Origin of the sequence: Lacinutrix iliipiscaria, assembly GCF_042686125.1 — a bacterium.
Lineage (GTDB): Bacteria > Bacteroidota > Bacteroidia > Flavobacteriales > Flavobacteriaceae > Oceanihabitans > Oceanihabitans iliipiscarium.
This window is the reverse complement of record NZ_JBHUOV010000002.1, coordinates 49,746-64,314: the sequence shown is the minus strand read 5'-3', so window position 1 is coordinate 64,314 and position 14,569 is coordinate 49,746. Positions and strand designations below refer to the sequence as shown.

The following is a 14,569-nucleotide window of genomic DNA, read 5'->3' as shown; positions in this document are numbered from 1 at the left end:
TAAAAAATCGCTTCTTATTTTAAAAATCTGCTATGCCAACTTTCGCTTGCAGGAACTTCCCAATTTTCTTTGAATTCTGCGACTGTATTTACCAAATTATTGAATACAATAGTGTTTTTAGAAACGGCTTTGTCTTTAGCCATTTTTTTAAAATCGGTTAGTGTTTTATGTGCAATAAATTCGCCCTGTTTATAGGATACATTCATTTTATCCATTAAATCGACATTATAATCTTTTTCTAGTTGTTGGATAAAATGCACAGAAGCATCAATAGAGCAGCCAGTAGCATGGTTTAAATTTTGATTTAAACCAATAACGATAAAGCGCTTATATACAAGAGTATGACCAGCTTGTAAGTCACTACCATGAGCCGTCCAATTTTCAATAAACAGATTGAGTTTATTAGAAATGTCTTGGATTTCCTGTTCGGTAAAAGAACGATTGGCTTGATAAATCCATACACGAGATTCTTCAGGTAAGGTATTAAAGTCTACGAGCATTATTTATAATTCTTGAGTGTTTGCAATTAATTCGGCGACATCCATTACTTGTATGTCCTGTTCTTTTTCTTTGACTTTAACACCATCAGACATCATGGTCATGCAATAAGGACAACCAGTTGCGATGATATCTGGATTGGTTTTTAAAGCATCTTCCGTACGTAACTCATTTATATCTTTATCACCTTTTTCAGGTTCTTTAAACATTTGAGCACCTCCTGCACCACAGCATAAAGCAGTAGCTTTGCTGCGCTTCATTTCTTCCATATTAGCATTTAGTGTGGCTAACACCTCTCTAGGTGCATCGTATTCTGAATTTGCTCGCCCTAAATAGCAAGGATCATGAAAAGTGATGCGCTTGCCTTTATAGCGTTCGTCCTTAATTTCAATCTTATTAGTATCGATTAGCTCTTTTATGAATTGTGTATGGTGTAATACCTCGTAGTGGCCACCAAGATTGCGATATTCGTTTTTTAGGCAATTAAATGAATGTGGATCGCAAGTGACTATACGTTTAACTTCGTAAGCATTTAGCAACTCAATATTCATTAAGGCTTGCATTTGGAATAAAAATTCGTTTCCTGCACGTTTAGCCACATCACCTGTTGAACTTTCTTCTGTACCTAGAACCGCAAAGTTAACTTGAGCTTTGTTTAATATTTTTACAAAAGCTTTGGTTATTTTTTTTGCTCTATCGTCGTAACTTCCAGCAGATCCAACCCAAAATAGAATATCAGGTTTTTCGCCTTTTGCCATCATTTCTGCCATTGTTGGCACTTTCAGTTGTTCGCTCATGTTATTGAGTTTATATGTTATTTTTATGTTGGTTGCCGCGTTAAGGATTGAGGCTTTGTTGAAGCTCTTTATTTTTTGTTATCGATATTCTTTTGCTGAGTAAAAAGCCTCGAATAGAAAAAATAAAAGCGACTGCCGAAAGCCTGACCCTTGTGGTAACGCCCAAATTATGTTACTCATCCTTCCAATTCAAGCGATCCATTTGGTTGTAAGGCCAAGGTGCTCCATTATTTTCGATATTGGTCATCATACTATTTAATTCTGTTGGTGCAGCACTTTGCTCCATGACCAAATAACGTCTCATGTCAATGATGATCGATAAAGGATCGATACTCACAGGACACGCTTCAACGCAAGCATTACAACTTGTGCATGCCCAAATTTCTTCACGAGTAATATAATCGTCTAGTAATTGCTTGCCATCGTCTTTAAACACGCCATTGTTAGCATCTATATTTTTACCAACCTCTTCCAGACGATCTCTGGTATCCATCATGATTTTACGAGGCGATAATTTTTTACCAGTTAAGTTTGCAGGACATTCGCTAGTGCAACGACCACATTCTGTACAGGTGTATGCATTTAGTAAGTTGACCCAAGATAAATCTTGCACATCGCTAGCGCCAAATTTAGCAGGAACCGCATTTTCTGCACCTTCAGCAGGAGCTGCAAAAGGATCGATATTTGGATCCATCATCATTCTAACTTCTTTAGTCACTGCGTCTAAATTATTAAACTCTCCTTTGTTATTAACGCGACCATAGAATGTGTTTGGGAAAGCCAGTAGAATATGCAAATGTTTCGAAAAGTATAAGTAATTTAGGAAGATTAAGATTCCAATAATATGCAGCCACCATGCTCCTCTTTCTACCATGTGAAGTGTTCCTTCAGATAGCCCTGAAAATAAAGGTGCAATATATTGACTAATCACATTTCCAGCATTCATGTCTTGAAAGTGAATGTCTGTAGCATTCATCACTAAGAATAAAGTCATTAAGACCATTTCAAAGTAAAGGATAAAGTTTCCATCATTTTTAGGCCAAGACGTCATTTCGGCTTTCCAGAAGCGTTTTAGTTTAATTATATTTCTTCGAACCCAAAAGATGGTTACAGCAACTAAAACCAAAATGGCTAAGATTTCAAAGCTTCCGATTAAGAAGCCATAAACCGCTTGTGGTAAGACTTCAGAAAAGATACGATGTGTACCAAATAAACCATCGATAATAATTTCTAAAACTTCAATATTTATAATGATAAATCCAATATATACGATAATATGTAAAAGGCCAGCAATGGGACGACGTACCATTTTACTTTGACCTAAAGCAATCATGGCCATGTTTTTCCAGCGTTGCGATTTATTATCACTAACATCTACATCTTGTCCGAGTTTAATATTACGTACAAGTTTTTTTACATTTTTAGCAAAGTAACCAAAGCCTAAAACAAGTGCTATGGCAAAAAGTATATTTGGTAAGTAATTCATGTCAAGGTTGGTTTATTGTCTTTCGTCTTCTGGTTTAACATAACCAGATTTATCTTTTTTACCAAAGACAGAGACTTTAATATATCGACTAGGGTTTAATTTAAAATCCTGTAATAGTTCTTGTAATTGTTGTGAGGCAACTTCAAGGTTGTTGTATAGTTCGTCATCATTGAGGAGTTTCCCTAAAGTACCATCGCCATTATCTAGGCCTGCTAGTAATTCATTTACACTCAATAAAGTTTGGTCTAAATTTTTAACTGTTTTAGAAATCTCAACATCTTTTAAGTCCGCAGAAAGTGTTGCTAAATCTGCGCTTACTTTATTGAAGTTTGAAATCACAGCAGTTAGGTTGTCATCATTTTTAGAAATTAATGAATTGAAAGAATAAGATAATGATTTAAAAGATTTAATGGTTGAATTAAGTTCTGCTATAGCACTTTTTAGGCCTTTATCTGAATCGTCTTCAATTAGTTTATTTAAGTTGACTAAGAGTGAATCTGCAGATTCCAAGGTATCATCTAAACCAGAGCTCAATCCAGAAAAATTACTAGTTAGACTTTTAACTAAGCCTTCTTCAACTTCTGAAGCTAAGAAATCACCGTTTTTAGCAGGTGTACCACCTTCGACAGGAATAATAGCCATTCCGTTTCCTCCCATTAATCCGAGTTCATACAACCGCATTTTACTGTCTTTAGAGAATTTTAGACCTTTATCTATAGAAAAAGCCACTCTAGTTTTACCTGTTTCAAAATCGTATTTAATACTGTTTATTTTACCAACGATATTTCCTTTAATTGTAACAGGAGATGAAGGAGTAAGCGCATTATAATCGAACTCTGTATAGAATTCATTTTTAGGTTCAAAGATGTTAATCCCTTTTAGATAATTAATCCCAACGATTAAAAATAGAATTCCTGAGATTACAAGTATTGCAGTTTTAACTTCTCTAGATAACTTCAAAGTAATTTGGATTGGTTATTAAACAAAATTAGAAATAAATTTATAAAAAAGGACTCTAATTGGCAGTTGTTTTTAAGGCTTGGTCGAGACTAATTTTATTTCCATCTTTAAAAGCGACAATAAAGCAAGAGCTATAGCCTTTACTTTTAGCATTAGCTTGCAATTGTTTTATTTTGGAATAATCTGATGTATAGCCATAAAAATACTTATACAATGTGCCTTCAGTCTCTCTAGAAATGTCTGATAAGCCTTTAAAATTATAAGATTTAGGTTCTAATTTTCTAGAGCTTGCGGCTATTTGTACTTTAAAAACAATGTTATTAATGATTTGTTCTGGTTCGCTTGTGTTAACAACGAAATCATCATCAGCAGGAATAAATACAGATTCACCAATATTTTGATCTAAATTCTTTTTATAACTCATAATAGCATCAAAAATAGATTTAGACAATTCCGTTTGTCCTTGTTTAGAGTTTAAATATTTACCTTCTGTTTTATTCGTGATAAATCCAGTTTCAATAAGTACGCTAGGCATATAGGTGTTATGTAGCACCCAAAGACTAATTTGTTTTACGCCTCTACTTTTTCGATTAAGTTTATTCTGAAAATTTTTCTCAACTAAATCGGCCAGCATGATACTTTGATCAACATACTCCTCTTGCATTAGCGTTAATCCGATTAGTGACTCTGGAGCATTAGGATCAAAACCTTCGTAATGTTTTTCATAATTCTCTTCTAAAAAGATCACTTCGTTTTCTGCTTTAGCCACATTAAAATTTCGATCTGTATTGCCAACACCTAAGACATAGGTTTCGGTACCATAAGCTTGAGTGTGGTGTGCATTACAATGAATAGATACAAATAAATCAGCATCTGCATCGTTCGCTATTTTAGCTCTACCACGTAAGGTTACGAAAACATCTGTTTTTCTAGTATAAATAACTTTAACGTCTTTATTAGACTCTAAATACTTACCAACCTCTAGTGCTATTTTTAAGGCGATATCTTTTTCTTTATAACCATTTTTAGTTGGCCTTCCAGGATCATGACCTCCATGTCCAGCATCAAGAACAACTACAAATTGATCTGACTTTTGCGAGAAAATTGTGGATGTATTAACAAAAAACGTTAATACTATTATAATAAATAAGAAACGTGATATACTATTCGTTTTCATAAAGATAATAACTAATTAAGATGCGGTTTATTTTAAATTGCGTAATATTAAATTAATCATAAAAAATATATGTAATTTTGGCAATTCAAAAACCGAGCCATACTTTTACAAAAATACATTAAAAGCGTTGCGTACAAATAACTTTCAAATAATTTTTGCCTTAAGTTTTACCATGTTTATTAACATGTTTAGCTACGCACAAGATAGACCTAATTCTGGAGGAGAAATTAAACCTTCTAAAAAAGAGGATAGTATTTCTGTGAATATTAAGGAGGTCATAAATCCCACAAAAACAGATTCTACGTTAGTGATTTCAGAAAAAGGACAAGATTCTACAAAAATAGATTCGGTGAAACCTAATCCTGAATTTCTTACAGATATTGTGACCTATAAAGCGACTGATTATACTTCATTTAACAGAAAAGAGCAAAAACTGTATTTATATAACGAAGCAGAGATTTACTATCAAGATATGGAAATTAAAGCTGGAATAATTGTCATTGATTATAGTAAAAATGAAGTGTATGCGGGACGATTAAAAGACTCGTTAGGTGAATATACGCAACATCCTGTTTTTAAGCAAGGTGTGCAAGTTGTTGAACCAGATTCGATTCGATTTAATATAGACACCGAAAAAGCATTAATATTTAACTCCAGAACCGAACAAGCTGGAGGTTATTTTGATAGTGAAATATCAAAAAAAGAAAACGATTCGGTTTATTTTGTGAAGAATGCAAAGTACACTACATCTAGCAATCGAGAAGATCCAGAGTATTATTTTCTTTTAAGAAAAGCTAAGGTCGTTCCTGATGAAAAAGTGGCTACTGGATTAACAAACATGTTTATTTATGGTGTTCCTACTCCCATAGGATTACCCTTTGCTTATTTTCCATTAACAAAAAAGCAAACCTCAGGAGTTATTTTTCCAAGTTTTGGAGAGCAAAATGATAGAGGTTATTTTTTACAAAATGGAGGTTATTATTTCGCGATTAGTGATTATGTGGATTTAGCTGTTTTAGGTGATTATTATACCAACGGAAGTTATGGTATGCGCTTTGAAAGTGCGTATAAGCTTCGGTATCGTTTTGGTGGAAACATAGGGTTTAGATATGAAAATTTAATTAGTAGTGAACGAGGGTTTCCTGATTATGCAAAAAATACGATTTATAATATACGATGGACGCATACACAAGATGCAAAATCAAATCCGAGTTCCCGTTTTTCTGCATCTGTTAACTTAGGAAGTAGTAAGTATTATCAAAGCACCATTAATCAAGTTAATGCACCCAGTTTTTTAAATAATACTTTAGCATCATCAATTTCATACTCAAAAACATTTGCTGGAGAACCTCAAGTTAATATGAGTGTTACTGCAACACATTCTCAAAATACAAATACCGAAGTTATAAATATGACACTTCCTACAGTGCAAGCAAGTGTGAGCAGAATTTTTCCTTTTGCGCCAGAAGGTGAAACCAAAAAGGGCATCTTACAAAATATAAACTTTCAGTATAATTTTAGAGCTGAAAATAGGATTACAACTACAGATTCTTTGTTTTTTAAAAAGGAAATGTGGGATGAAGCAAAAAATGGAATTAAGCACAGTATTCCGATATCTACAAACTTTAAACTTTTTAGATATTTTAGTTTAAGTGCAAGCACCAGTTATGAAGAAAATTGGTCATTTAAAACCATAAGAAAATATTATGATGCAGAGTTAGATGATATAGTATCTACTGATGTTAATGGATTTGACGCTTACAGAACTTACAATTTTAGTACCAGTTTAGGAACAACAGTTTATGGGCTTTTTAATTTTGAGAAAGAAGGCAAGGATAGGAAAATAAAGGCGATTAGACATGTGGTTAGACCTTCTATTAGCTACAATATTAATCCAGCTTTCGATAAATATTACGATACTGTAGAAGTTGTAAATGCAGATGGCGATACTGTTGAAGAGGTTGAGTTTACACGTTTTGAAAACTCTATTTTTGGTGTGCCTAATAAAAATTTCTCTAGCTCAATAGGATTAAATCTTTCAAATAATTTTGAAGCCAAAGTACGAGACAAAGACAGTACCGCAACTGAAGACAAAAAAATCATATTATTAAACAACCTTAATTTTTCTACATCATATAATTTAGCAGGAGATTCATTACAATGGAGTCCAATACGCGTTACTGGAGGCACACAAATATTGAATGATAAAATGACTATAAATTTTGGAGCGACTTTAGATCCTTATGCTTTAGATAACAACAATACAAAAATTGATAAGTTCAATATTGATAATGGCGGAAGTTTATTCAGATTAACAAGTGCCAACCTAACTATGAATTATTCATTGAGTAGTAAATCTTTTGAAGGAGAAGATGAAAGTCGATCTAAAAGTCGAGATGAAAACTTAAGAAGTGGTGGTCGTGCAGATGATCTTTTTGGTGTTGCTCAAGACTTTGCTGATCAGCGTTTAAATGACAGTGATAATGACCAAAAGAAAGACGAGAAACCTAGCGATTTATACAAGTATAAAATCCCATGGAGCTTACGTTTTGCTTATGCCGTAAACTATTCAAATTCAGCAAGACAAGATGAAATTTCATCACATTCCATTATGTTTTCTGGTGATATAGAATTTTCTCCACGTTGGACAGTTGGAGCCTCTTCGGGTTATGATTTAAAAAATCAAGGATTTACTTATACACAATTACGTTTTGAACGTGATTTATTAAGTTGGCGAATGAACTTTTCTTGGGTGCCTTTTAGTTCTCGTAGTTCATGGAATTTCTTTATAGGTATTAAATCGAGTGTGCTGAAAGATATTAAGTACGATAAGCGAAAACAACCAGATCAACAATTATAGTCTAAATGAAAAAAATTATTACGACACCTCATGCGCCTGCTCCAATTGGACCTTATAATCAAGCTGTTTTAAGCGGTAATACTTTATATACCTCTGGACAAATTGCAATTCATCCTGAAACAGGTGACTTGGTTTTAGATGATATTAAAACCGAAACTAAACAGGTCATGGAAAATATGAAGGCTGTACTTCATGCAGCAGATATGACTTTTGAAAATGTGATAAAGACCTCTATTTTTATTAGTGATATGCACAATTTTTCACAAATCAACGAAGTTTACGCGCAGTATTTTAATGACGACTCTGCTCCTGCTAGAGAAACTGTTGAAGTTGCCAACTTGCCAAAATTCGTCAATGTTGAGATCAGTATGATTGCAGTAAAGTAATCGCCTCGCAAAATCACTTAAACACTTAATTATTAACGCCTTACAAAAGCTTAACAGTTTTTGGCACGATGCTTGTATTTCTAGAAGTAAGTTCAATTTTAAAACTTACAATTATGAAACAGCTAATAGCACTATTTACAAGCATCCTTTTTATAGGATTTACAGCAAACGCAACCGCAACCAACCACATCGAGACTAATTCAATTAATTCATCATCAGTGAGAGGTTATGGTAATTCTTTCATTTTTGTAGAACAAAATATTGAGTTTTCAATATTTCCAGATGGTCAGTTTGATTTTTATATGCCAAATTATGGGCCGAGTATTAATGTATCAGTAAATACACCAAATGCAAGCATTAGTTTTAACTCTGGCTATGATTATAATGCGTATGTGCAGTATGATGAATTTGGTGCAATTGTTCAAATAGAACATGTGCCTGTATTTTACGATTATTATGGACGTGTGAGTCAAGTTGGTAATGTATTGATAAACTATAATGGTTTTGGATATGTTCATCAGGTTGGTGGATTATATGTGCACTATAATAGATACAATCGTTTTTCACATTGTTCAGGTTTTATTAATATTCATAATAGGTTTTATGTCTTCAGACCTTGGCACACCTACTTTAGGATTCCAAGCTTTAATCACTGTGTTGTTTTTAACAGACCATACAGACAACATTATAGACCTGTTAGATATCAATACACAAGACCTTTTGTGAATAATCATAGACGTACAACTGCTGTGGCAAGTAGACGCGGTAATACAATAACGAGACGAAGTGAATTGGCAACAAGAGGAAATGATAGACCTAGAAGTACTGTAAATGCAAATTCTGTGGGTCCAAGACGTGGTAATGCAACTGCTTCACCAAGAACAAATACGCAAAGCACTCCAAGACCTCGAGTGACAACAAGTAACCCAAGATCTAGTGTTTCTACAAAACCAAGAACGACAAACAATACTGTAAAACCTAGAGTCAGTACTAGACCAAAAACGCAATCTAAGCCAAGAGTGACTAGTCCATCTAGAACACCATCGAAATCTAGAGTTCAAAAAAGTGCATCTCGATCTAAAGTATCTCATGCATCAAGAAAAACAAGTTCTAGCAATAAGCGAACAGCTTCAACATCTAGAAAACGAAGATAATATTAGTTAGCTATCTGAAAATCCTGCAGCAGGTTTGCCTCAAACCAACGTTGCAGGTTTTTCTTTTACCAACTATTCAGACTTTAATTTAAAAATTTTATTTAGTATCGAGCTAATGTCTTCAGAAAGGCAAAACTTGTGTACCACAAAAGCATATAACAGGCTGGCAAGAATACTTTTAATCGCAATATTTATTATTGGATGAAATGGAAATTCCCAAAAATAGAATCCAAAACAAAGAATAATGATAAGCACCAGTGTCTGCAAAGTTTTTTGTGAAAAAGGATGCATTTTAAATTTTAAATTCACATACCATAGTTTTAAGCTGTCATAGATAAGAAATGCAATAAGACTTGCTATTGCAGCACCTTCAATTCCATATTTAGGAATCAAAATTAAATTTAAAATTATAGCTAATAACACAATACAAAAACCGAAGGTTAGAATGATTCTATAATAATTAGAATTAAAAATAATGGCGTTGTTATTTCCTAAAAGATTATCTATTAATTTCACAACAGAAATAATAAAAACAATATATAAACCTTGGCTGTATTCTGGCTTAAGCAGTTCATATAATTGATTGATATTCACTATAATTAGCACAAAGATAAATCCTCCAATAATAAAAAGATTAATGGAGCTTTTTTTATAAAGACTTTTCAAGTCTGAATACTGCTTGTTATTTAAAAAAGAAGCTGTTAATGGGTTTACTATTTGATGCATTGCTCTAGCTGGAACTGCAATAACAGTAGCAATAAAAATGGCAACACTATAATAGGCTATATTTTCTATTTTTATTAATTCGCCAAGCATAAACTTATCTAAATCTAATAATACCATAGAAACAGATCCAGCAATAATAATTAGAAAACTATATTTTAAAACGGTTGAATAATTAAACGATCGATTAAAATTTAACTTAGGAAAACGAATACTAAAGGCATAAAACATCATAATAAAGGTTCTCACTATGTATACAATAACAATTGCATAAATAAACTCTTCAACTGTAAGCTTTTTTAAGTAAACAGCCAGTAATAAAATCATTGTAAAGATTCTATGAAAAGCTTCTCGCATGAAATTTCCAAATACTGATTTAAAATGGACTTTACTCCAGGAAAAAAAGATTTCAAAATAAGCAAGAACTGCTGATAAAACGTAAATAAGCCAAGTATAGTCCTTTATAATATAGTTTTCTTTTGAAAGCCAAGTCGCAATTGTTTCATAAAACAGACTTCCTATTAAACCTAATGGAATAATAATCAATAATGGCAAAAACAGCATAAAACTTAAAAAATTACTTTGTAGTTTTTTAGTCTTATAGGATGAATAAAATTTGATTAAACTATTATTAACACCAAACATTAATAGAGGCATCATTAAGTTCGCAGTTGAAAGCACAAAAACAACTAATCCAAAATAATCAGCAGATAAGAACTCGGTATATAAAAATAAGGTATTAATGGCTCCAATACCAAAGCCTAAATAAGTAACAATGGTGTTTTTAATAGATTGTGTTGCAACAATTCCCATTATATTATTTCGGTGAGTTTTTTAGTTAATGCTTTCCTACTGTATTTTTGTAATCCAATAGGATGAGATTGCAATGTATTTTCTTGAAACGCCTTAAAGTGCTTTAAAATTACACTTTTTAAATTTATTGCATCATTGTAAGTGAAATAGTTGCCTGTATTTGTTTCTGAAATAATAGTTTCTACATCTGAGCCTTTTGGTCCTATAGCTATTATTGGTCTGTTAGAAACCATATACTCAAATAATTTACCAGGAATAATACATTTGGTATCTTCAGAATTAATTTCAATTAACAGCAATACTTGAGATGCTTTTTGATGTCTAATAGATTCATTATGTGAAAGATATCCTAGGTTATCAACATAGTTAGTTAAACTATAATCTTGAATGGTTTTTAATATTTCATTGCTGACTGAACCTACTAGTTTTAGTTGAAAACAATTTGCAAAGGTTTCATTTTCTGTGACTAATTCCTGAAGGACTTTCCATAATATTTTTGGATTACGTTGAGATAATAAAGAACCAATATGTGCCAAGGTGAATTTTTCATCTAAAGCCACTCCTCCAGTCTTTTCAAGGTCATAGCCATTGGTAATGACAGTAATAGGTTGATTCGTTTTCTCTTTAAATTCGACTTTAGTCACCTCACTGGTCACTATAATATGATCGGCTGTTTGAAGTACTTGTCGTTCAAAATTTAAATGTTTTTGTTTTGATATTTCAGTAAGGCGTAATTCTTTATGATAGCCAATGGTCGTCCAAGGGTCTCTAAAATCGGCAAGCCACTTCACTCCTAACCGTTCTTTCAATTGCATGCCTATTAAATGTAAGCTATGAGGAGGACCAGTCGTAATAACAGTATTAATATTAAAATCTGAAATGTAGGTCGACAAATAGCTCACAGAGGGCTTAACCCAGCTTTTTCGAGAATCAGGAATAAAAAAATTCCCGCGAATATAAAGCATCAACTTTTCAGCAATAGATTGCTTTTTCTTTTCTGGAATTAGTCCTTTGCTTATGGCTTTAGTCTTCTTTTTAGATAAGAAGTTCGCTAATTTATAAGGCTCACGAATGGGCTGTTTAAGTAGGGTTAGTTGATTAGAAACTTCAGCAAGTAAACTTTCATCAACAATTGGATAATTAGGATTTGAAGGTATGTAAACAACAGGTTCAATGTTTAAAGTAGGTAAATATTTTACAAACTTTAACCAACGCTGTACGCCTGGACCTCCAGCAGGAGGCCAATAATAGGTTATAATAAGTACTTTCTTTGACACTTATTCTTGTTTCTTAAAGCTATAAAACAAGCCTCCAAGCAGTAGCAAAACCAATACAATAGAACTTGCTAAAGCAATAGAACTTCCTGTTTGTATGACTTTAGGTTCAAATTTAAACTCTATGGTATGTGAACCAGATGGAATAGGCATTCCTCTTAGCACATAATTAACTCTTAAATGAGGTGTTGCTTTACCATCAATATAAGCTTGCCAACCTTGTCCGTAATAAATTTCAGAAAACACAGCAAAGCTATCATTAGAGTTATTGGATTGGTATTTTAAATAATTAGGCTTGTATTCTGTTAATTTTATTGAAGCTAACGAATCAATTTTAAATTCTTTTTTTGCTTTTATGTTTTCTACATTCTGTCTATTAGCAATTAATACAGCTTCCTTTTTAGTATTTAAGCTATCTAAAGCTTTTATTTCTTCATTTGCCGATTGCGCCACATTTAGCTTTTCAACAAACCAAGCATTACCATTAGCATCAGTATTTTCAAAAGGGAATATTTTGCCATTCTCTTCAGCAATAATATACTTTGTATTAAGCATATTTAATACATTCATATTATTTCTCGCGATATGAAAGTCGAATAATTCATCGTAACGCTTCAACTTAGCAGCATGATATCCACTTAAAGCATTATGAAAATAAGATGCTCGTGTTGTGCCATCAACAATATCAAACACTCTAAAATGTGTGGTGTCTTTTAGTATTTCAACATCAGCTTCGTTAGCTTGGTAGGGTTTATTGACTTGTAAAGCCGAAACAAAATTGTCATTATTAACATAGCGTCTATCAACAGACACTAAATCAAAAATAATTAATGCGCCAAAAATCACAATCACCAAGGTTTCTGAAAGCTTTTTTCTTAAAAACATAAACAGTGTTCCTGCAGAAAGCAATACTAGCAGAAGTGTTCTAAATGTATCTTGAGTGAACAACATTTTTCTGTCATCACGAAGCGCATCCATAAATTGTTGTCCGTAATTTTGCTTAAAATAACCATCATTTACACCTGCAAAATCAACACCAATAACACCTAATGAGTTTTTGAAAATCAAAAAGAAAATAGCTATTCCAGCAGTAATCCCAAGAGTATATTTTAAGCCTTTTAATTTTTCTTCATCTTGTTCAAAATTGTTAAACAAACGCGATAAACCAAAAATGGCTAAAACAGGAATGCACAATTCTAAAATAACCTGAATCGAAGACACAGCTCTAAACTTATTATATAAAGGTACATAATCGATAAAAAAATCTGTCAAGAAGCCTAGATTTTTTCCATAAGACAATAATAATGAAAACAATGTGCCACCAACGAGCCACCATTTTAAGCGGCCTTTTACTAAAAACAAAGCAAATACAAATAAAAATAAAACAACAGCTCCAACATAAGCTGGAGCTTCAACAATGGGTTGGTCACCCCAATATGTTGGTGTTTGTTTAACATATTCTTTAGCTTGTAATGGCGGAACACCTTGACTTGTAAAAAAGTCGTAAGATGCAGAATGTTTACCAACATCCTCGTTATTTCCACCACCCAAAAACCTCGGTATATATAAATTAAAAGTTTCTAAAATACCATAGCTATATTCAGTAATATATGCTTTACTCAATCCAGAAGAGGCTTCCTTTGGCGAGCCATCTGGAAGTATAGTTAATTCACTTTTGCCACGTGTGCTCTCTTTAGCATACTCTTGAGTTGCTAAAATATTAGTAGCATTTAATCCAACTGCTAATATAACGGCAAGTATTAAGATTCCTACAGATTTAAAAAAATGAGGAAGTAATTGTTTTTTGTAAGCGTCAATTAGATATGTGATTCCTAAAACTATGACCAATAGTAGTAAGTAGTAGGTCATTTGAAAATGATTCGCACAAATCTCTAAAGCCATTGCAACTGCAGTGAGTAAAAACCCAGCGATATATTTCTTCTTAAAAGTGAGTATAATTCCACTTAAAACTAAAGGCATATAGGCAATTGCATGAGCTTTACTATTATGACCAACGCCAAGGATTATGATGAGATAGGTTGAAAACCCAAAGGCTAATGCACCAAGAGCAGCGAGTTTAAAATCTACTTTTAGAACCAATAAGAGGATATAAAACCCGATAAAATATAAGAACAGGTAATCTGCAGGTCGTGGTAAAAAGCGTAAAGCCGAATCTAGCTTTTTAATGTAATTGTGAGGATATTTTGCGCCAAGTTGATAGGTGGGCATTCCACCAAAGGCGCTATTTGTCCAATACGTTTCTTCCCCAGTATCTGCTTTGAAATCGGACTGTTGTTTAGACATTCCAATATACTGTTTGATATCACTTTGATAGATTTGTTTCCCTTTTAATACAGGACTAAAATAAGCAAGAGAAAGTATAATAAAACCTAATAGAACAAGAATGTGAGGAATTACTTTTTTTATATAAAACGGCATGA

General features: G+C 32.8%; 11 protein-coding genes. 3 read left to right on the top strand and 8 right to left on the bottom strand.

Translation table 11 applies throughout. The features are described from left to right. Nucleotides 1-14: 14 nt before the first annotated feature. The 5 genes from ACFS5M_RS07370 to ACFS5M_RS07350 form a co-directional block, all read right to left on the bottom strand. Entirely contained in the window at nt 15-500 is a 486-nt protein-coding gene (locus ACFS5M_RS07370) for an ABC transporter ATPase (protein WP_183487438.1), read from the bottom strand. Between the two features lie 3 nt (nt 501-503). Continuing rightward, complete coding sequence (locus tag ACFS5M_RS07365; RefSeq protein WP_183487437.1) at nt 504-1,295, bottom strand: (Fe-S)-binding protein; 792 nt, start codon at nt 1,293-1,295, stop codon at nt 504-506. Between the two features lie 172 nt (nt 1,296-1,467). Further along, the gene (locus tag ACFS5M_RS07360; RefSeq protein ID WP_183487435.1) at nt 1,468-2,781 is read right to left on the bottom strand and encodes a 4Fe-4S dicluster domain-containing protein; all 1,314 of its coding nucleotides are present in this window, start codon (nt 2,779-2,781) and stop codon (nt 1,468-1,470) included. Nucleotides 2,782-2,793: 12 nt separating this feature from the next. After that, a complete protein-coding gene (locus ACFS5M_RS07355) occupies nt 2,794-3,741 on the bottom strand; it encodes an MlaD family protein (RefSeq protein ID WP_183487433.1) in 948 nt (315 codons plus the stop codon). 55 nt (nt 3,742-3,796) lie between these two features. Further along, complete coding sequence (locus tag ACFS5M_RS07350) at nt 3,797-4,918, bottom strand: N-acetylmuramoyl-L-alanine amidase family protein (protein ID WP_183487431.1); 1,122 nt, start codon at nt 4,916-4,918, stop codon at nt 3,797-3,799. Nucleotides 4,919-5,102: 184 nt separating this feature from the next. On the opposite strand from ACFS5M_RS07350, the gene ACFS5M_RS07345 reads away from it, so the two are divergent. The 3 genes from ACFS5M_RS07345 to ACFS5M_RS07335 all read left to right on the top strand — a co-directional run bounded on the left by ACFS5M_RS07345 (nt 5,103) and on the right by ACFS5M_RS07335 (nt 9,318). Next, a complete protein-coding gene (locus tag ACFS5M_RS07345) occupies nt 5,103-7,778 on the top strand; it encodes a putative LPS assembly protein LptD (RefSeq protein ID WP_379898414.1) in 2,676 nt (891 codons plus the stop codon). A 5-nt stretch (nt 7,779-7,783) separates the two neighbouring features. Further along, the gene (locus ACFS5M_RS07340) at nt 7,784-8,164 is read left to right on the top strand and encodes a RidA family protein (protein ID WP_183487427.1); all 381 of its coding nucleotides are present in this window, start codon (nt 7,784-7,786) and stop codon (nt 8,162-8,164) included. Between the two features lie 113 nt (nt 8,165-8,277). Then, entirely contained in the window at nt 8,278-9,318 is a 1,041-nt protein-coding gene (locus ACFS5M_RS07335; protein ID WP_183487425.1) for a hypothetical protein, read from the top strand. Nucleotides 9,319-9,390: 72 nt separating this feature from the next. Here the strand turns inward: ACFS5M_RS07335 and ACFS5M_RS07330 are convergent, their stop codons facing one another. From ACFS5M_RS07330 to ACFS5M_RS07320, 3 genes are read right to left on the bottom strand one after another with little or no spacing between them, the layout of a single operon-like run. Further along, nucleotides 9,391-10,854: a lipopolysaccharide biosynthesis protein gene (locus ACFS5M_RS07330; protein ID WP_183487423.1), complete on the bottom strand. Its 1,464-nt coding sequence runs from the start codon at nt 10,852-10,854 to the stop codon at nt 9,391-9,393. Further along, nucleotides 10,854-12,131, bottom strand: a complete 1,278-nt coding sequence (locus tag ACFS5M_RS07325; RefSeq protein WP_183487421.1) for a glycosyltransferase family 4 protein — start codon at nt 12,129-12,131, stop codon at nt 10,854-10,856. Before ACFS5M_RS07325 ends, ACFS5M_RS07330 begins: the two co-directional genes overlap by 1 nt. Further along, nucleotides 12,132-14,567 (bottom strand): YfhO family protein, encoded by a 2,436-nt coding sequence (locus ACFS5M_RS07320; RefSeq protein ID WP_183487419.1) that lies wholly within the window; start codon nt 14,565-14,567, stop codon nt 12,132-12,134. It abuts the gene before it with no gap. Nucleotides 14,568-14,569: the final 2 nt, after the last annotated feature.

Excerpts from the sequence above, each read along its gene's own strand:
- ACFS5M_RS07360 (WP_183487435.1), bottom strand. The coding sequence starts at position 2,781 with ATGAATTACTTACCAAATATACTTTTTGCCATAGCACTTGTTTTAGGC.
- ACFS5M_RS07345 (WP_379898414.1), top strand. The coding sequence starts at position 5,103 with ATGTTTAGCTACGCACAAGATAGACCTAATTCTGGAGGAGAAATTAAA.
- ACFS5M_RS07320 (WP_183487419.1), bottom strand. The coding sequence starts at position 14,567 with ATGCCGTTTTATATAAAAAAAGTAATTCCTCACATTCTTGTTCTATTA.
- ACFS5M_RS07330 (WP_183487423.1), bottom strand. The coding sequence starts at position 10,854 with ATGGGAATTGTTGCAACACAATCTATTAAAAACACCATTGTTACTTAT.
- ACFS5M_RS07340 (WP_183487427.1), top strand. The coding sequence starts at position 7,784 with ATGAAAAAAATTATTACGACACCTCATGCGCCTGCTCCAATTGGACCT.
- ACFS5M_RS07365 (WP_183487437.1), bottom strand. The coding sequence starts at position 1,295 with ATGAGCGAACAACTGAAAGTGCCAACAATGGCAGAAATGATGGCAAAA.
- ACFS5M_RS07350 (WP_183487431.1), bottom strand. The coding sequence starts at position 4,918 with ATGAAAACGAATAGTATATCACGTTTCTTATTTATTATAATAGTATTA.
- ACFS5M_RS07370 (WP_183487438.1), bottom strand. The coding sequence starts at position 500 with ATGCTCGTAGACTTTAATACCTTACCTGAAGAATCTCGTGTATGGATT.
- ACFS5M_RS07335 (WP_183487425.1), top strand. The coding sequence starts at position 8,278 with ATGAAACAGCTAATAGCACTATTTACAAGCATCCTTTTTATAGGATTT.